The 19,113-nt window shown below is 30.1% G+C and carries 20 protein-coding genes; 8 read left to right on the top strand and 12 right to left on the bottom strand.

From position 1 onward, the window contains the following. The first annotated feature begins 2 nt into the window (after window positions 1-2). Window positions 3-488, top strand: a complete 486-nt coding sequence (locus Q1B05_RS07255; protein ID WP_299779120.1) for a GNAT family N-acetyltransferase — start codon at window positions 3-5, stop codon at window positions 486-488. Between the two features lie 86 nt (window positions 489-574). Here Q1B05_RS07255 and Q1B05_RS07260 read toward each other — a convergent pair whose 3' ends face one another. Next, the gene (locus Q1B05_RS07260) at window positions 575-994 is read right to left on the bottom strand and encodes a DUF2147 domain-containing protein (RefSeq protein WP_299779122.1); all 420 of its coding nucleotides are present in this window, start codon (window positions 992-994) and stop codon (window positions 575-577) included. A 257-nt stretch (window positions 995-1,251) separates the two neighbouring features. On the opposite strand from Q1B05_RS07260, the gene Q1B05_RS07265 reads away from it, so the two are divergent. The 4 genes from Q1B05_RS07265 to Q1B05_RS07280 all read left to right on the top strand — a co-directional run bounded on the left by Q1B05_RS07265 (window position 1,252) and on the right by Q1B05_RS07280 (window position 3,709). Next, window positions 1,252-1,812 carry a TlpA disulfide reductase family protein gene (locus Q1B05_RS07265; protein WP_299779124.1) on the top strand — a complete coding sequence of 187 codons (561 nt, stop codon included), beginning with the start codon at window positions 1,252-1,254 and terminating at the stop codon, window positions 1,810-1,812. Between the two features lie 2 nt (window positions 1,813-1,814). Next, window positions 1,815-2,489 (top strand): thioredoxin family protein, encoded by a 675-nt coding sequence (locus tag Q1B05_RS07270; protein ID WP_299779126.1) that lies wholly within the window; start codon window positions 1,815-1,817, stop codon window positions 2,487-2,489. A 174-nt stretch (window positions 2,490-2,663) separates the two neighbouring features. Further along, on the top strand, window positions 2,664-3,110 hold the full coding sequence (locus tag Q1B05_RS07275) for a GNAT family N-acetyltransferase (RefSeq protein WP_299779128.1): 447 nt from the start codon (window positions 2,664-2,666) through the stop codon (window positions 3,108-3,110). 62 nt (window positions 3,111-3,172) lie between these two features. After that, window positions 3,173-3,709: a GNAT family N-acetyltransferase gene (locus Q1B05_RS07280; protein WP_299779130.1), complete on the top strand. Its 537-nt coding sequence runs from the start codon at window positions 3,173-3,175 to the stop codon at window positions 3,707-3,709. 25 nt (window positions 3,710-3,734) lie between these two features. Here the strand turns inward: Q1B05_RS07280 and Q1B05_RS07285 are convergent, their stop codons facing one another. Further along, window positions 3,735-5,321 (bottom strand): L-serine ammonia-lyase, iron-sulfur-dependent, subunit alpha, encoded by a 1,587-nt coding sequence (locus Q1B05_RS07285; RefSeq protein ID WP_299779132.1) that lies wholly within the window; start codon window positions 5,319-5,321, stop codon window positions 3,735-3,737. Between the two features lie 365 nt (window positions 5,322-5,686). On the opposite strand from Q1B05_RS07285, the gene Q1B05_RS07290 reads away from it, so the two are divergent. Beyond that, entirely contained in the window at window positions 5,687-7,921 is a 2,235-nt protein-coding gene (locus tag Q1B05_RS07290; RefSeq protein ID WP_299779134.1) for a S9 family peptidase, read from the top strand. Window positions 7,922-7,998: 77 nt separating this feature from the next. On the opposite strand, the gene Q1B05_RS07295 is transcribed toward Q1B05_RS07290, so the two are convergent. After that, window positions 7,999-8,871: an AraC family transcriptional regulator gene (locus Q1B05_RS07295; RefSeq protein WP_299779136.1), complete on the bottom strand. Its 873-nt coding sequence runs from the start codon at window positions 8,869-8,871 to the stop codon at window positions 7,999-8,001. 245 nt (window positions 8,872-9,116) lie between these two features. Between Q1B05_RS07295 and Q1B05_RS07300 the strand changes: the two genes are divergently transcribed. Next, a complete protein-coding gene (locus Q1B05_RS07300; RefSeq protein ID WP_299779138.1) occupies window positions 9,117-10,031 on the top strand; it encodes a dihydrodipicolinate synthase family protein in 915 nt (304 codons plus the stop codon). A gap of 294 nt (window positions 10,032-10,325) precedes the next feature. On the opposite strand, the gene Q1B05_RS07305 is transcribed toward Q1B05_RS07300, so the two are convergent. From Q1B05_RS07305 to Q1B05_RS07330, 6 genes are all read right to left on the bottom strand, one after another. Then, entirely contained in the window at window positions 10,326-11,720 is a 1,395-nt protein-coding gene (locus Q1B05_RS07305; RefSeq protein WP_299779140.1) for a DUF3570 domain-containing protein, read from the bottom strand. Window positions 11,721-11,736: 16 nt separating this feature from the next. Continuing rightward, window positions 11,737-11,949 carry a DUF4266 domain-containing protein gene (locus tag Q1B05_RS07310; RefSeq protein WP_299779142.1) on the bottom strand — a complete coding sequence of 71 codons (213 nt, stop codon included), beginning with the start codon at window positions 11,947-11,949 and terminating at the stop codon, window positions 11,737-11,739. After that, entirely contained in the window at window positions 11,942-12,931 is a 990-nt protein-coding gene (locus Q1B05_RS07315) for an FAD:protein FMN transferase (RefSeq protein WP_299779144.1), read from the bottom strand. The genes Q1B05_RS07310 and Q1B05_RS07315 overlap by 8 nt, the downstream gene beginning before the upstream one ends. Further along, window positions 12,921-13,355, bottom strand: a complete 435-nt coding sequence (locus tag Q1B05_RS07320; RefSeq protein WP_299779146.1) for a thioredoxin family protein — start codon at window positions 13,353-13,355, stop codon at window positions 12,921-12,923. Before Q1B05_RS07320 ends, Q1B05_RS07315 begins: the two co-directional genes overlap by 11 nt. Window positions 13,356-13,480: 125 nt before the next feature. After that, a complete protein-coding gene (locus tag Q1B05_RS07325; RefSeq protein WP_299779148.1) occupies window positions 13,481-14,854 on the bottom strand; it encodes a HAMP domain-containing sensor histidine kinase in 1,374 nt (457 codons plus the stop codon). After that, the gene (locus Q1B05_RS07330; RefSeq protein WP_299779150.1) at window positions 14,851-15,519 is read right to left on the bottom strand and encodes a response regulator transcription factor; all 669 of its coding nucleotides are present in this window, start codon (window positions 15,517-15,519) and stop codon (window positions 14,851-14,853) included. Before Q1B05_RS07330 ends, Q1B05_RS07325 begins: the two co-directional genes overlap by 4 nt. A 312-nt stretch (window positions 15,520-15,831) precedes the next feature. On the opposite strand from Q1B05_RS07330, the gene Q1B05_RS07335 reads away from it, so the two are divergent. Continuing rightward, window positions 15,832-16,632, top strand: coding sequence for an SHOCT domain-containing protein (locus Q1B05_RS07335; protein ID WP_299779152.1), 801 nt, complete (start codon window positions 15,832-15,834; stop codon window positions 16,630-16,632). A 116-nt stretch (window positions 16,633-16,748) separates the two neighbouring features. On the opposite strand, the gene Q1B05_RS07340 is transcribed toward Q1B05_RS07335, so the two are convergent. The 3 genes from Q1B05_RS07340 to Q1B05_RS07350 all read right to left on the bottom strand — a co-directional run bounded on the left by Q1B05_RS07340 (window position 16,749) and on the right by Q1B05_RS07350 (window position 18,647). After that, on the bottom strand, window positions 16,749-17,192 hold the full coding sequence (locus Q1B05_RS07340) for a hypothetical protein (RefSeq protein ID WP_299779154.1): 444 nt from the start codon (window positions 17,190-17,192) through the stop codon (window positions 16,749-16,751). A gap of 1 nt (window position 17,193) precedes the next feature. Further along, window positions 17,194-17,445 (bottom strand): hypothetical protein, encoded by a 252-nt coding sequence (locus Q1B05_RS07345; RefSeq protein WP_299779156.1) that lies wholly within the window; start codon window positions 17,443-17,445, stop codon window positions 17,194-17,196. A 227-nt stretch (window positions 17,446-17,672) separates the two neighbouring features. Beyond that, window positions 17,673-18,647 carry a class I SAM-dependent methyltransferase gene (locus Q1B05_RS07350; RefSeq protein ID WP_299779158.1) on the bottom strand — a complete coding sequence of 325 codons (975 nt, stop codon included), beginning with the start codon at window positions 18,645-18,647 and terminating at the stop codon, window positions 17,673-17,675. Window positions 18,648-19,113: the final 466 nt, after the last annotated feature.

Here is a 19,113-nt window from a genome sequence, read left to right on the forward strand (position 1 = left end):
ATATGATTAGAGAAATGACTGAAGCAGACAGCTCTAGAGTTCTAGATATTTATAAAATGGGATTAGATTCTAGAAATGCAACTTTTGAAATTAATGTTCCGCTTTGGTCTACTTGGGATTCAAAACATTTAAAGCATTCCAGATTTGTGTGGGTAGAAAATGATATTGTATTAGGGTGGATAGCTTTGTCTCCAATATCTACTAGAGAGACGTATAGCGGTGTTGCTGAAGTTAGTATTTATCTTGATTCAACTTGTTTTCAAAAAGGAATAGGATCGTTACTCATGGATCATGTTATAAAGTCTTCTGAAGATCATGGCATTTGGACTTTACATTCAAGTGTGTTTCCTGAAAATATAGGAACACTGAAACTTCATGAAAAATTTAAATTTAGATTAATTGGATGTCGAGAAAAAATAGCACAACTTGACGGCTTATGGAGAGATACATTACTGTTAGAGAGACGGAGTAATATTACTGGAATTTAATTATAGAAATTAAAGGTTGAGATTAACTTAAATTATGATTTTTTAGAAACAATCTATTTGGTTATTCTCAACCTTTGATTATTGTATTATTCTTTTCTAAGCCAATATTGTGTTCTTCCAAAAAGAGAAACGCCTAAAAAACCTCTTACTTTAAGTTTATTGTTGTTTACTAATTTTAAATAACAGCTGTAAACGTCTCCAGATTCTGGATCTAAAATTGTTCCATCACTATATTCATCATCATCTTTTTTAATATCTTCAATAATAACTAAGCCAATCATTGGTTGATTCTTTTTGTCTCCTTCACAAGCCGTACAAACCGAGTTTTTTTCTCCGATATATTTATCAATTATTTTTGCAGAATAAATATCATTGGTTTTAGATATTTCAATAAGTGCCTTTTTTTCATTGGTTTTATCGTCGTAGGTTTCCCATTGTCCAATAATAGTTTGTCCCGTAGCTGTGATACTTAGAGTGATTAAAAGTAGAAAAAATAGATGTTTCATTATGGTTTATGTATTTAGTTAATTTAATGTTTATTGTGTGTTTTCTGTAAAACAGGGTTAAAATATATTAAATTATTAAAATTAACAATGTTTTTATGTGAAAACGTGTAAATATATAAGTGTTTATTGAAAATAAATAAATAGAGAGTCTAATTTATTTTCATCTAGAAGCAAATTATAACCGCTGTTTTGTTAAAGATTACTTAAAAAAATGTTTAGCAATTAAACCTTTATATAATTTAGTTATCCTAGTTAGCATGAAAACTATTAAATTATATTATTCAATAATGACGTTACAAAAGTATGTTCTGTTATTAGCTGTTTTATTTGCACCGGTGCATTATGGTTATATGTATGGACAATCCAACATTGAATCATCTATAAAATCAAATCAAGAACATATTGCCGTTTATGATTTTGATGCTATTGAACCTCTATTGTATACAGATTCAGATACAATACATATCATAAATTTTTGGGCTATGTGGTGTGCACCTTGCGTTAAGGAATTACCAATTCTTAAAGCTTATGAAAAGAAGCATCCCAATGTAGAGGTTTTATTAATAAGTATGGACTTTCCTGAAAATATAGAATCAGAACTTAAGCCATTTTTAAAAGCAAAAGGCATTACCTCTAAAGTTGTTATGTTAGACGACCCTGATGCAAATAGCTGGATAGATAAAATAGACCCAAATTGGTCTGGAGCCATTCCGTTTACCATAATTTTTAATAAAGACAAACGTAGATTTTACGAACGGTCCTTTGAAAACATTGAAGACTTAGAACAAGAAATAAATAACACAATAAATAATAAATAAGAATGAAAACTCAAAATGTAGTATTTGCAATTGCCTTTTTTATGAGCAGTTTACTAATTTCTTTTAATGCTAACGCACAAGATAGAAAAGGACCACCTCCTGGAGGCGGACATAGCCCTATTCAGACAAAAACATTAGAAGAAATTGGCGGTTATAAAATAGGAGATGTTGCTACAGATTTTAAACTAAAAAATGTTGATGGCAACATGTTCTCTTTATCTAATATAAAAAATGCGAAAGGATATATCGTTGTATTTACTTGTAACGAATGTCCTTTTGCAAAAATGTACGAAGACCGTTTAATTGCATTACATAATACATATGCACCATTAGGGTATTCAGTTGTGGCAATAAATCCTAATGTAAGTGAGGATAATCAAAAAGAGAATTTTACTGCCATGCAAAAAAGAGCCGCCGATAAAAATTTTCCTTTCGTATATTTAGCAGATGAAGGACAACACGTATTTCCTCAATATGGAGCAGTAAGAACACCACATGTGTTTTTATTAGATCAGGATAAAAAAGTTCAATATATAGGTACTATAGACGATAATGCAAGATCTGCAGAAGACGTAAATGTAAAATATGTTGAAGATGCAATTCATGCCTTAGAAAACGGAAAGAAACCAGAACCTAATTTTACTAAAGCTATCGGTTGCCCAGTAAAGGCCATCTAAGAAATTAGGTAAAAGTAATACATTAAGCATTCGTATGGCACATTAGCTATGCGAATGCTTTGTTGTTTAGAGTCATATATTTTGGGCTTTTGAGTATACAAGATACAGAATTACAATCTATTAAAGGAAAATTTATTATATTAGTTGAATCTTTAAATTGAACACGGTGTTTCATTGACTTATACATTAAAACCAACAGATTTAGATTTTAGAGCAGCAGCGGCATCAGATTTAAATTTAACGTATGCTATTAAAACAAAATCTATTAAGCCCTATGTTGCTTCAATTTGGGGATGGGATGACGATTTTCAGTATCATACAGAATGTTTTAATCCGTTAAACACACAAATTATTTGTTATAAAAAAGAAGCTATTGGTTTCTTTAATATTATAGAGACTGAAACATTTTTTATTATTGAGAACTTACTTATATCTGAAAATTTTCAGAGTTTAGGCATTGGAGAATTTGTTTTGGATACGATTCTTTTACAAACAATTAAAGAAAAGAAGTCTGTGCGTTTACAAGTGTTTAAAATTAATACGAAAGCACAACAATTTTATAGAAGATTTGGTTTTAAATCCATCTCAACATCAGAACATCACATTCTTATGGAGAAATAATAGCACAATGATGTATTTGTTTTTAGTTTATATTTAGTTTTTTAACGGACTAATGTAAACACATGCTATTATTTGAAACCGATAGATTACAGATTAAAGGCTTAACACAGAAAGATAAAACATATTTTGCTGAGTTATTTACAGATCCTCAGGTTTTAGAATTAATTCCGCAAAAGGCATTCACAGCAGCACAAATTACCCATCGTTTTAATAATAATCAGAATTTAGATTTAAGTCGGTTACAAAACGAGAAATGTGTTTTTGGGATTTACGAGATTGGCCAATCTGAACTTATCGGCTTGTGTTTGTTTTTAATAAATTCTGACCAAGAATACGAATTAGGGTATCGTTTTAGAACTGCGTTTTGGGGTAAAGGCTATGCTACAGAAACCACTAAAGGCATGTTAGACTATTATTTTAATATTATGCAAGTTGAAACTGTGACTGCCGATGTTAATATTGCCAACCTAGCTTCGGTTAAAGTTCTTGAGAAATTTATGTCTTCAACTCTAGAGTTCTATAATGAAAGGGATTGTTGTACAGATAGACGCTTTAAGATTAAAAAAGAGGATTATTTAAAAGAGAATAATAAGTTATAAGGACAAAACAAGTTTGAAATTATACTTAACAATTTTTAAAACTAGGCGTGTTTAAAATACTTTTATAGCCGGCAAGTTTAGCTTCAATAGTTTTAGCTGTTTTAGTAATGGCTAAGCCGCCTAAACCAGTACATCTTAAGTTATGGTGAATGGCATCGCCAACACGTTTCATAGTTTCAATAACTTCATCTAAAGGAATCACTTGATCATAATCAGATAAAGCCATATTGGCACTAGAAATGGCTGTAGAGCTCGCCATAACATTTCTATTTAAACAAGGCGCTTCTACACGATCGGCTACTGTATCGCAAATTAATCCTAGAGAACTTTGTAATGCTATTGAAGCGGCGGCTAAAGCCTGTAGTAAAGAACCATTTTTTAAAACCACAAGTCCTGCAGCGGCCATTCCGGAAGCCGATCCGCATTCGCCCATGCATCCGCCAACTTCTGCTGAAAACGTGGCATGTTCGGTAATAAATATACCAATAAGTCCGGCTGCTAACATGGCTTTAACAATGTCGTCTTTTGTTAAATGTAGCACATCTGCAGTTCCAATTAAAGTTCCGGGAATAGCACCACAAGAACCCGCAGTTGGAGCAGCAACAATAACACCCATAGCACTTTTTACTTCCATAATGGCTGAGGTGTACATGGTACACGTATTTAAAACATCTCCTGGTACTAAATTGCCGTTTTCAAACTTCTTTTTAAATGTTAAAGATTGCGGACCTAGAATACGATCTTTATACTTTGTGCCTTGTAAACCCATAGCAACAGCATTACACATAACTTCTACTATATTACCCATCTTGTCTAAGACGTCTTGTGGCTTTATCTGGCCTCTTATACTTTCATAATCTAAGGCCAATTCCCAAAGTTTTAAATCTTTATCAGCATTATAAATCAGCATCTCTTCTACAGTAATAAAAGGCACGCTTAGATTTTGTCTTGATGTAATAGGTAGTACTGGAGCAATGGTTTTAATACTCTGAATTTCGTTTAAGGTTGATATTACTTGACGTAATTCTGCTTGTTGTGCTTTATTAGAGTGTACAGAAATAAAGTGTTGACATCCATAATGTACGTTAACTTCACCTAAATTCAGATTATGTATGGTGTTATAGATTGCTGAAGTTTCCTGAGTGTATAAGAGTGTTACATAAAAATCGCCATACATACTCACTGTGGCTTGGTCTATTTCTATAATCTCTATCATCCCGCCACCTGTAGAAATAGCAATAACTTGATGAGTTGCTGTGTTGTTTTTTAAAGTAATTTTATAGGTATTGGGATGTTTTGCAGCGATATCATGAATATCTATTTTAATTTTTATACCAGATGCTTCAATATGATGCTTGTAATCTTTTAAGCGTTCATCGTCGGCTTCCCAACCTAATAATCCGCCAAACAACCCCATATCTGATCCTTGGCCGGAATGTGTGGTTGCCAAAGATCCATTTGGATCAAATTCAATATATACTTCATCAATATCTCTATCCATGATATTTAAGCATATTTTACCTATGCGTAACGCCGCAGCACAATGTGAACTAGACGGTCCTCTCATTACTGGGCCAATAACGTCGTTAAAAATACTTGGATATAATTTCATATTAATAAGTATATATTAGTGAATAATTAATTAAAAAAGTTGCTGTTTTTTTTTGTTGTAACTATTTTGTTATCAGTGATTTAGTTAGCTATTAGTAAAGTGTATCAATTTTAAATATTACTAGCGCCCTAATTAAAACACTTAAACATCAATTCTAATTATTAAAATTAATAAAATTATCAATATTCGCTTTACTTGAAAGTGCTTTGGTTAATATAGTATTAGTATTGGTTAGTATACTCAAAAACTTCAATTAGATATTATCTTAATATTGCTTTTGTAAACTGTTTAAAAAACTTGTATTGTTCTTAAAGCTTAAAGACATGCATCTGATTTTTGTAAAATAGAAGAAAATAATTTAATACATGAAAAGAAATATAATTGCGCTGGTTACTGTTATTTTGATTGGATATCAATCGGAAGCCCAATCTAATAAAACATTGTCTTTAGAAGATATTTATAAGAATAACGTTTATCAGCAAAAAGGATTTGGACCAGTAAGATGGATGAAAGATAATAAAGGTTATTCTACTTTAGAATCGAATGCAAAACTAGAAGGTAAGGATATTGTTAAATACGAAGCAAAATCGGGTAAAAGAACAGTTTTGGTTTCTGCATCTCAATTAATTCCTAAAAATAAAAACGAAGCTTTAATAATTTCAGACTATCAATGGTCTAACGATGATAGTAAACTTCTTGTGTTTACCAATACAAAACGCGTTTGGAGATATAACACTAAAGGAGATTACTGGGTTCTCGATTTAGTAACTAATACATTAAAACAACTAGGAGCAGATTTACCAGAATCTACTTTAATGTTTGCTAAATTTTCACCAGATGCTTCTAAAGTAGCATTTGTAAGTGAGTTGAATATATTCGTTCAAGATTTAAAAACAAATACAGTTAATCAGTTAACTAAAGACGGAGGAGACCATATTATAAACGGAACTTTTGATTGGGTTTACGAAGAAGAATTAAGTTGTAGAGACGGATTTAGATGGAGTCCAGATGGCGAACATATTGCTTATTGGCAATCGAATACAGAAGGTGTTGGCACATTTTATATGATTAATAACATAGATTCTATTTACTCTAAACCAATCCCGATGCCTTATCCAAAGGTAGGAACAACATTATCTTCTGTAAAAGTTGGTGTTATTCCCGTTAAAGGCGGCGAGACAAAATGGTTTGACATTCCTGGAGATTCTAGAAATAATTATTTGGCTCGCATGGATTTTATTCCGAATTCTAACGAAGTTATGGTACAACAATTAAACCGACCTCAAAATCAAAATAAAGTATGGGTTGGAGATATTGAAACTATGAAGCTTAATAATATTCTTACAGAAACAGATGATGCCTTTTTAGATATTCATGATGATATCCGTTGGTTAGATCATGAAAAATACTTTACATGGTCTAGCGAACGCGACGGTTGGTTACATTTATATAAAGTGTCCAGAAACGGTGAAGAGATTCAGCCCATTACTAAAGGCAATTTTGATGTTGTAAATATTAATAATATAGATGTTAAAGGTGGTTATGTGTATTATATAGCTTCTCCAGATAATTTTACACAGCGTTATTTATATAGGAGTAAGATTAACGGAAAAGGGAAAGCTGAAAGAATTACACCTGAGAATCAAGTAGGACAAAGTAAATATCAGATTTCTTCAGATGCTAAATGGGCCATTCAAACGTTCGAGAATACAACTACGCCTTCAATATATTCACTTGTTAGTTTGCCTGCTCATAAATCAGTTAGAGTATTAGAAGATAATAGTGCATTAAAACAAAAATATGATGTATTGGGTGTTAACAATAAGGAGTTTATTAAAGTTAATATTGGAGATGATGTGCTTGATGCTTGGATGATAAAACCAAAAGATTTTGATGCTTCAAAAAAATATCCACTATTTTTTTATGTATATGGAGAACCAGCAGGATCAACAGTGCAAGATAATTGGGCTGGCGGAGATTTATGGCATCACTATATTGCAGATCAAGGTTATGTTGTAATAAGTGTAGATAATAGAGGAACAAAAACACCAAGAGGTCGTGATTGGAGAAAATCTATTTATGGACAAATCGGTATATTAGCTTCAGAAGACCAGTCTAAAGCAGCAACCGAAATTTTAAAAACTTATAATTTTCTAGATTCAGAACGCGTAGGTATTTGGGGATGGAGTGGAGGCGGACAAATGACCTTAAATTGTATGTTTAGATATCCAGAAATATATAAAGCAGGATTAGCAGTCTCTTTTGTATCCGATCAGAGGTTATACGATGCGACTTATCAGGAACGTTATATGGGATTATTGGAAGATAATGCTAAAGGATATTATGATGGCTCTCCAATAAATTATGCACAACATTTAGAAGGAAATTTAATGGTTATTCATGGAACAGCAGACGATAATGTACATTATCAGAGTTATGAAATGTTGGTAGACCGATTAATAAAATATAATAAGTTATTCTCTATGATGTCTTATCCAATGCGTTCTCATTCTATTCACGAAAGAGAAAATACATCGTACCATTTAAGAGAAACTATGGAAAAATACTGGAAGGAACATTTACCTGCTGGTGGAAAATAATTAGTACCCCCGTTTTTTACATTTTTTAAATCCGTTAAATCACTCTACAAAGTACTGTAGGGTGATTTTTTTATAATTTAATCTTTAGGGATGCCTACTAAAGTTCCGTTTATATGCTGAAGGTAATTAGAAGGAGAAACGTGTTTAAGCTCTTTAAACTTTCTGTTGAAGTTTGAAATAGATCGAAACCCAGATTGATCAGAGATTTGTGCAATAGATATATCTTTATTCGTTTTTAATAATTGGCAAGCATGTTCTATACGCAGTTCAATTAAATATTTAAAAAATGTTTTATTCGTTCGCTGTTTAAAAAATCTACAAAATGCATTTGGAGTCATATGTATTAATTCCGAAACCTTTTCTAAAGTAACATCATTCTGAAAATGATGAATAATATAATCGAATACAATTTGCATGCGTCTATCGTCTCCATTAGACATTTGTTTTGGGTAAATAAAATCTGTTAATACAGACATTTCACAATTAGAAAGACGACGTAATAATTTAAGAAAAATAATGTATCGCAGCAGCTTATTGGTTTTAGGTAATTTCTGCATTAATTTTTTAATGGATTTTGTTTTTGTTTTGGGTTTAAAACCAGATACTGCTTTATTAAAAAAATGATGAAGATTTTCTAATTCCGAAATTTTTAAAAGATGCTCCTTAAAAGTCTCTTCAGAAAAGAACAAAGAAACCATATGGGATCTTTCTTCAACTTGATCCATACTTTTAAATAAATGCGGACTATTTCCTCCAATTATAAAAATATCGCCATCGGTATATGGGTGTATACTGTCCGATATAATTAATTTTCCTTGTCCTTTTAAAATATAAGCAAGCTGTATTTCTTTGTGTTGGTGAAGTTTATTGTAAAATGAATTTCCCTGATCGACTTGTACAACAAGGTTCTCATTAATTTGTTTAGGTATTTTAAAGGGATAAATCTTCATGAGACTAAATGTACAAACATTGAGTATTTTATTATTATACCGGGTTAACATAGTATTGGTTTTAGATAATTTGGTATAATATCTCAATAAATCAGTATTAAAAAGAGTCGTTTTATTTACTTTTTTTAGGTTTTGTAAGACCGTAAATTTAAATCAGTTAATATAGTCTCAATATTGGCTAATATTCTTTTAACAGTATACTCTACTTAATAGATATTTTTGATTCAGAATTTAAAACATAATATATGTCAGTACAATGGAAAGGCGTGATGCCAGCGGTGACAACCAAGTTCACTTCAGATGATAAGTTGGATTTAAAGATGTTTATTAAAAATATTGAAGCTCAAGTAGAAGCTGGTGTAGAAGGTATTATTTTAGGAGGCACTCTTGGTGAAGCAAGTACACTTAATGATGATGAGAAAAAGATATTAATTGAAACTACTGTAGATTTTGTAAATGGTAAAATTCCTGTAATAATAAATGTTGCCGAACAAACAACAAAAGGTGCCATAGAAGCAGCTAATAAAGCTGAAAAATATGGTGCAGCAGGCTTGATGATGCTTCCTCCAATGCGTTATAAAGCAAACAATCGCGAAACGGTGATCTATTTTTCTGAAGTTGCAAAACGCACAAGCTTACCTATTATGATTTATAATAACCCTATAGATTATGGTATTGAAGTCACTTTAGATATGTTTGATGAACTTCAAAAACATGAAAATATTCAAGCCATAAAAGAATCTACTCGAGATATCTCTAATATTACTCGAATCCGTAATCGTTTTGGTAATCGATATCGTGTACTAACGGGAGTAGATACTCTTGGATTAGAAAGTACACTTATGGGAGCAGATGGTTGGGTTGCTGGATTAGTTTGTGCTTTTCCTGCAGAAACTGTTGCTGTGTATAAATTAGCAAAAGCAGGTAAGCTTAAAGAAGCTTTAGAAATATACCGTTGGTTTTTACCGATTCTAGAATTAGATATAAGTCCACAATTGGTTCAGAACATTAAATTAGCAGAAGTTTATACAGGTATTGGTACCGAACAGGTAAGAGCACCAAGATTGCCATTACATGGAGCAGAAAGAACACGTGTGATTAAAATTATTGAAGACGGATTAAAATCAAGACCTATACTTCCTGAATATAAACACTTATAAAAGTTATTATCTACAAAAAATATAATATTTAAAATGATGGGTTTGATTTTTTTTAATTAAAAGCAGATAAATTTAATACTTCCTATATTAAATTTATCTGCTTAATGGTAATCCTTTCTATCGTTTACAGTCTGGGGTGTATATAAATAAAAACCCTGTTTTCAGATTTAAAATATATAGACTTTTTTCAAGTACAAGATTAATATTATTAATAGCATCATCTAGACGTGTGTTATTTTGTATAGCCAGTCTAGATGATTAATGAGAAATAATAAAACGAAAATGTATCTCGTTTTAGTCCATTAAGAATTTAAAACCTATTGAAATAATGTTAGCTTTTAAACCGGTATTACGTTTGTAATTTGCATATTTTAAATCTATACTTTTCAAACCAAATTTTGAAATGTGAAACGTTGTAAAAATATCTGTATAACTTACTCCAAATCCATATTGATTTGCATTGAATTTAGACAAATCGTAATCTGATGTGTAATAGGTGCTTGTAGATATATTTTGCTCGTAAGGTGCAAAATAGTCTGCTTGCGTCTGGGTATAATATCTATAAGACGGATATATTGTAAACTTATCAGATAATTTTATAGGTACTTCAAGACTAGCCGTGTGCGAGTGTATGCCCCAATCATCAAAATAATATCTATAGTAAGTACGTAGTGAAAATGTAGAATTTAAAAAGTAGTTTAAACGTAACCCGATAGGGATTTTAAATCTGTTATCTGGTAATCTTTCAATATCATCTGCCAATTGAAAAACATCTGTATTGGTAGGTGAAGTGTAATTGGGTATGCTTTCTGAATTTCCAATGTAATAATTTGCCACATCGCCAAAATATACACGTTGCATCGGGTTGCTTAACCAACCTTGTTGTTTTACCAAATCTACAAATACCGATATCTGTGCGTTTTTGTTTAAAATTTGAGAAAAACTAAAAGATGCTGAATAGGAGTTTCTTGATTTGTTATCAATTAATTTAAAACCGTTTATAGGTTGCCAATTTGTACTAGCATTACCATTTTCATCTAAAATGGTTACACCATTAAAAAAACTACTATTTAGATTTCCATTAGTATCGTTATAGGTTTTTAATTCTATAGGATAGACAGGACTCCAAGTATCTAAATATACATTTGCACTTATTCCAACCGTTGTATTTTTATCATTGAATTGTTGTAGTATACCACCACCAAAACCAATAGAAGTATAATCAAACTCCGTTGCGAATGATGCATCTACATTCCATACTGTATTTCTGTCATCAGAACTATGTGAATAATCTACAGTTATACTTCCCCATGTATCTTGTTTAGAGGCTCCAGATGAAGCTACCCAAGGACTTCCAATAACATCATTATTAGATTTTGAAGACCTATCAAACGGATCTAAATTACTGGAAGAGGCAGAAGTGTAAGTAGAAATACCTGCATCAACCGTAATAACATCATCCGCATTTAAAGGCATACTTACCACAATAGTAGGAGTAAAGTCGGTTAAATGTTCATCTCCAATACCTCCTGTTACAGATGCATTATCTCCATCTTGTTGGTAATAACTCGTCAAAAAATCTATTTCTGTAGTTTCTAAAACACGTTTTTTATACACATTTGTAGAATCTTGTTGTGCTATTATTTTTCCGAAAAATAATAACGCTATACTAAATATTATATATTTCAATTTTTAATAATGTTTATTAATTACAACCGCAACCTCCTCCAGATTTTCCACCATTAGCACCAGAAGCACCTTCTCTATATACTTGAAAATTTGTTTCAAAACGATCTATGTTTCGTTGGGAGAGTATCATATCGGGATCGTTAATATTTACTTTCTCGTATTCTTTTACAGCAGAACATGACGTAGTTAGTATTATAATAGGTATAATTAAGAGTGTTTTTTTAATCATTTTTTATCGTATTTAATTCAATATTTTTTGATGTTAAAATGTTATTATCTCCATCGACTATAATACATTCAACACCGTGTAATTGGTTAATAAAATCTAAACCTGTTTGTGTTCCCATTACAAATATGGATGTTGCTAAAGCATCTGCAAGTTCAGCAGTTTTAGTAAAAATGGTAGCACTTAAGATTCCTGTTGCAGGATATCCTGTTCTTGGATCTATAATGTGTGTATAAAGGGTATTGTTAAATTGCACATATTTTTCATAATTTCCTGATGTAACAACGGCACTATTGTAAATTGGCATCCATGAAAAGACTTTAGTTTTATTTAACGGATTAACAATAGCGACCATCCAATCTTTTCCGTCGGGTTGTTTGCCCCAAGTATTTAAGTCTCCGGATGCATTAATAATTCCTGCAGTAACACCTTTACTTTGTAATAAGGTCTTGGCTTTATCTGCAGCGTATCCTTTGCCAATAGCCCCAAACCCTATTTTCATACCTTTTAACTTTAAAAATACAGTCTGTTTTGTTTCATCTAATATTATATTTTTGTATCCTACTTTTTTAACAGATTTTTTAATGTTTTCTTTTGAAGGCATTGCGGTCATGCTACCATCAAAAAACCAAATTTTATCCATAGAGGCATAACTAATATCAAAAGCGCCATCTGTTAATTTTGAAATTTTAATAGCTCGTTGTATTAGTTGAAATAGTTCATTGTCTACAATCACAGGTTTTATACCTGCATTTTTATTAATTGTTGAGGTTTGAGAATTTTTATCCCAAGAGGAAATTAATTTTTCAATTCTTGATATTTCCTGTACAGCCATATCAATATGATTTTGAGCTGTTATAGAGTCTTGTTCTACAACCGAAATATCAAAACGACTTCCCATAAGTGTAAGTGTTTTGTTGTAAACGTGTTGTGCATTAGCAAAATACGTTATTGTAAAAACGCATATTAAAAGACTATTTTTCAAAAGCTTGTAGTGATTTGAAATATAATTCTGGGGTTGTTTTCTTATAGCCTAAGCTTCCTAAAACGTTTCCTTTTGGGTTTAATACAGCAACATAAGGAAAGTATCCTTTTTTATTGTATTTCTCAGCTAAAGTTGCATTTTGTTCTTGTATAACTTTGCTTAAAGCATTTTTATTTTTTCTAGGAAAATCTGCTCTAAGCATAATAAAATGATCTTTTGCTAGAGTTTGAAAAGTACTAGTGCTCCAAATTTCTTTATCTAATTTTATACAAGGCGCACACCAATCTGAGCCAGAGAAAACCAATACTATATTTAGATTGTTATTTTCGGCTTTTAAAATAGCATCATCCCAGTTCGTTTCCCAATTTTGGGCAGAAGTAATAGATGTTATGGTAAAAATTAGAAAACTTAAAATGTTCTTCATTATATTTTTAAATAGGTGATTAATAATTTTTCTATCAATTAAATGATTAATTTTTGTAAACAGATTTTTTTTGTAAACGTATTCTTATTAGATGATGTTTCCCTAAAGAAATTCTTAAGATTCGCTTAAAATTTTATAATAAACATTGTACCTCTATTAATTTCACTCTCTACTTCAATTTCTGCATGTATAGCATCAGCAGCTTTTTTTGCTATAGAAAGTCCTAATCCATTTCCTGAAATATTTTTGTGCTGTAGGACATCTGATCTAAAAAAATGATTAAACAAATTATTTAAATCTTCCTTTTTAATACCTATGCCTTGGTCTTTAATTTCACAAACTATTTTAGAACCTGAATGTTTAAGAGATATGTCTATAGTCGTATTAATTTTAGAATACTTAACAGCATTACCAATTATATTATCTAAAATAAGATAAGTATAGAAATGAGGTACATTACACTCTAACTCTAGGCCAATATTAAAATTTATAGAAAGATTTTTTTTAGAGATTGCTTTTTTGTGACTTGAGATAATTTCATTAATTATTGTTGGTAATTGAATTACAGATTGGTCTATATATTTTGAATTTGGATCTAATCTGGCCAACAATAATAATTGTTCTATTTTTGCCGTCATTAATTCTATTTCGGTAAGTGTATATTTGATTTTATCTTCGTATTCTTTTTCTGTTCTTGGTTTTCTAATTAACACTTCTAAGGTGCCTTTTACTGTAGATAATGGTGTGCGTAATTCGTGTGACGCATCTGAAGTAAATTGGCGTTCACGTTCCATTGCATTTTCAATTCGTTGTAAGAGCTGATTTATGCTAGCTGATAAATTATATAATTCGTCTTTGTTTTCTGGTAAAAAAACTCTTTCATTTAAATTGTTTTCTGTAATTCTTTTGGTTGTTTTAGTTATTACTTTCACTGGTATAATACTACGCCCAGCAATATATCTAGATGTGAAATATAAGCCTGCTAATAGCACTAAATATGATATTATTAATACATTTTGTAGGTTCAGTATTACCATTTTGGAAGATTCTGAAGACATGGCAGCTAAAACATAACCTACAACTTGCTCATTATCTCTAATAGGTAATTGTACTTGCCTAATGGCTCTTTTATTTAAGGTTTGATTAAAATGATTTCTATTATGTTGTTTTCTATTAAACTTAAGGGTTTCTTCTTTTAGGTTTGGAGACTTATCCATGAAATCTCCATTTTTGTTTAATATTTGAATAAAAACAGGGTTTACTTGCACCTCTAGATGTTCGCGTTCTTCCCATTCTTTTTTGTTTCTTATAAGTATACTATCGCCTACAATTTTAATTTCGTCTGTGTGTTTTTCTGCTTCAAAAGAGAGGTCGTTATCTAGGTTTTGATATACAGTACCACGAACAACAAAGTAAACACTAATAAAAGCCACGGCCATAATTAGTGCAGTAGCAATCATATAATATATTGTAATTCTATTTCTAAAACTTAAATTCATAATTCTTTGGCAATATAACCTACACCGCGAATGGTTTGTATATAGTTTTCATTTTCGCCAAGTTTTAATTTTTTGCGAAGGGCATTTATATATACATCAATAACGCCTGTGTTGTATTCAAAATGTATATCCCAAACACTTTCAATAATATGTGTTCTGTGACAAACTGTACCTTTGTTTCGTATTAAAAATTCTAATAACGCAAATTCTTTTTGCGTGAGATTTATTTCTTCATTAGATTTAAATACTTGATAGGTTGAGATATCAAGGGTAATTTCTCCAAGTTTAAAAATAACATGCTCTTTAGATTTTGGACGAAGTTGTACTTTTATACGTTCTAGAAGCTCATCAAAATTAAAAGGTTTTTTTATATAATCGTTTGCTCCAGATTGTAGACCAATAATAGTTTCGTTAACGGTATCTTTTGCTGTTAAAAATATAATAGGAGTGTGTTTAAACTCTTTTCTAAATTGGAGACACACTTCAATACCACTTAAATTAGGAATCATCCAATCTAAAAGTAATAAGTCATAATCTCCAGTGAGTGCTAATTTTAGTCCTTTTAACCCTTCGTCTGCAATATCTATATCATAAAATTCTTCTTCTAATCCTTGTTTAAGAAAGTTATAAATTCCAGGTTCATCTTCAACTATTAAAATTTTCATGGTACAAAAGTTATAATTTTTAAATGAATTAAGATTGTGCTTATCTTAAGATACGCTTAAAATATATGATAAAATAAAAAACCTTAATGTACAATTTCATACTAATTAAGAAAATAAAAAATGAAATGGAATAAATAAGATTTATGATGTAGAGTATTGTCTGATTATTTTTTAAAATATTTATTAATCAATGTATTACGAAAAATAATTTTGAAAACTTATACTTAAAGATGAACTATTGATTAGACTTAGTATTACATTTGCAGCAAAATTGTTAACTCAAGTAGGTTTTAACAAAAAAAGAGAAAGATTATGAATGCAATATTCACAGATGCTAGTTTTCAAAACATGATGAATGTAGCAAATCGTTACGGTATAAGTGTTAATGCGGTTACAGATTTAACACATGCACTAATGCTTAGTCATGGTACAATGGCACAATTTAATATTCCTGAATTAGGAGGTGGAGGTCAATGGATGCAAGGCGGAATGACAATGGTAGGCGATATGTTTAACAATCAGTTAAAATCTACAGTAGACGGACTTTGCTACGAATTATCTAATTTAATTAATCAAGGCGAAATTCAATACAAACCTTTACCTAAAATACAAAACCAAAATGGTTCTCAGGCTTCAGGAAATTGGTGGGGAGATTTAGGTTTTCCTAATTCTACTGGTAGCCAAAACGGAACGAGTTATGCTATTTTTAATACTATTAAACGTTTAGCAATACAAGAAAATGGAAAAGTAACTGTGTTCGATACATTAGATAATCAAATAGGTGGTGTAGGTCAGCAACAAGGTGGAAATTATTCTGTAACATTTACAAGTCAATATGGTACGGTAAATTTAAATACGTTACCAATTGTTTCTGGTGGCGACAATAAACCGCAACCACAAGCAGCAACTCCAGAGGTTCAGTATCAACAAGAATCTATACCATCAAAACAACCTAATCAACAACCTATTCAAGATGTTTCTAATGCAATTAATAGTGAATTAGAAGAAGATATTTTTAATAAAATTGAAAAATTAGCGGGTTTAAAAGATAAAGGTATTCTTACACAGGATGAATTTAATAGTAAAAAAACAGACTTGTTAAGTAGATTGTAAATTGGTCTATTATAATATAATTACTATAAAAAAGCGAGGTCAATATGGCCTCGCTTTTTTATGAACTTTTTATTAGTGTATGAATAAATATAATAAGTAATGGTTGCTTGATATTTTTAATCTCGTGGAATACCTGAAGACGAGTCTTTTTCTAGTATATTATTTAAGGCTTCCTTTTTAAAGGTTGCAAAAGCAGAAATCTGATTGGTATCTAATATTTTTTTTATATCTAAAAAATGTTGCTCAGTGATTTGAATTTTTTTCATTTCAATATTAGAAATTGTCTTTAATAAAGAATCAGTTGGAGTTTCAAAATATTGAGTTACAAGATGAGATTCTTTTTTATATAAAATTTCCATTTTATTTTTATGCTCATGTGCAAAACTTAAAAAGGTATTTTGCTGTTCAGACGTTAAATTTAGAATTTTAATAGCTAAGTATTGAAACTCTTCTTTAGGTCGTTGTTCCGGTTGGGGATTAAACATAAAAGTTCCCATTTGTAAGAGATTAATTCCAAGAAGTAAGCCGATAATAAGTTTATAAACAATATCTTTTTTCATCTTAATTCGTTTTATAAAGCACGTAATCTTTTAATAATACAGTTGTTTTAGAAACACTGTTTGCATTGGTCTTTTTTAAAGTATTAAACATATGAATATTTAATGCAATTAAGATAACCGTAGCCACTGCTAACAAAGCTAAATGGCCTAATGGAATATGTTTTTCTTCTTTCTTTAGAGGTAATTGTTTAGTTCTTTTTACGCAGTTTATGCTTTGTATAATTTCGTCTGCCAGTTGTTTATTAGTTTTCATTAGAGTTTGTTTTTATACAATTAGACATTTATTTAATTCATTTTGAGGTAAACCGAAATTATTTAATTTAAGTTTGTTTTATAATATAGGAAATCTATTGGAGAGTTATTTGTATATGGAACTTAAAATAAAAGCAATTTTAGAGGGGCTTTTGATTACTTAAAAATAATAAGAGAGTGTAGCGTTTTTTTAATATTTAAGCATGCCTTTTTGATTGGGGTAATGATCTATAATTTTTTATAAACACCAAAAATAAAGTCTGAATTGTTATGGATTAAGTAATCGTCTTCTAACAGAAATAATTTATCTAGTACTTCTTTTTTTTCGTCATTTAAAACAATAAAATGATGAGAAATATCCTTTAGTACATTCATTAATATATTACCTCCATAGGGTTTTTCTATAATAGTCTCAAAATGTTTATGTATTGTAGGCATAATATTTTCTGAATCTATGCACTCAGAGGGATCAGCAATTATCATTCTAATTATACCAGGTCCAGAAAAATTATTTTTATAAATAGAGGAGTTAAAATTTTTTCTGAATTTTTTAGGTATAGTTATAATTGCTTCGTTTATTTTTTTAAGCTGAAATTTTGTAAACTGTAATCTACTAGGTCCTACATATTCGTTAATTATTAATAATCCAGCGTCCTTTAAACAATAATTAATCTTTTTAGATAATAATGATTCAACATTTTTTAAATGATGAAGTGATGCATTGAATAATACAATGTCGTAATAATTCTTTTGGATATTGTAATTTTCTATATCAGCACACACAAATTCAATGTTCTTTAATTTTTCTTTTTGAGCTGCTTTTTTTGCTTCAGAAATTCTAATGGGTGTAAAATCTACACAGGTAATTTTATTGAAATTATCTTGGTGTGCTAATTCTATTTCGTGGTAACATTCTCCGCTTCCGAGAGATAGTAATTTTAAGTCTTTTTTGTTTTTTAGAATGGTGTTTAAAAGATATTCCTCATAATTTATATTTTCATTATCAGAAATTTTTTTATTCCATCTTTTTTTTACTTCTGGGATATTCCACCAATTTGAACTAATTTTGGCAGACTTGCTAAATGCCGTTTTTGTTCTAGACGTGTTAGATGAAATTAATTTAGAAAAGATAAAATCCCAACCTCTTTGTTGTCCTTTTATTAAAGAATCTCTAATGTCATCTTTAGTAATTAGTCTAGTCATTTTTTTAATTTGTGATTTAACGTTTAAAAGACTTATTAAGGGATAAATACTTCATCAAATATAATATATTAAAGAAAAACACCCACCTGTTTAGCTAGATGTTTTTTTATTTTGATAAAAACGTTATAGTCTTTTAATGATTCGAATTTTAAATTGGGCTCAATAAAACGTAAATATTTGTTTTTTAATGGTCTGTTTTTGTATAAGTTTTCAAACCATATTATAATCTCTGAAACTTCTGTTGTAAGTAATGAGGCAGCTAATATTTGCCAATGTTTACTTTTACATTTAAAGTGCTTAATAACCAATTAAAATCATATTGACAATCTGATATCTCAGGAAACTGATAATTAGTTGTTTTGAATTCAACAATTTGATTATTAACTCCTTTAAAAATATTTTTTTTATAATTTTTCTCTTGTAAGAACATTAAGTTGTTAGCAAAAATTAAGATCACCATTTTAAT

This window comes from uncultured Formosa sp., assembly GCF_947500765.1.
Taxonomy (GTDB): domain Bacteria; phylum Bacteroidota; class Bacteroidia; order Flavobacteriales; family Flavobacteriaceae; genus Formosa.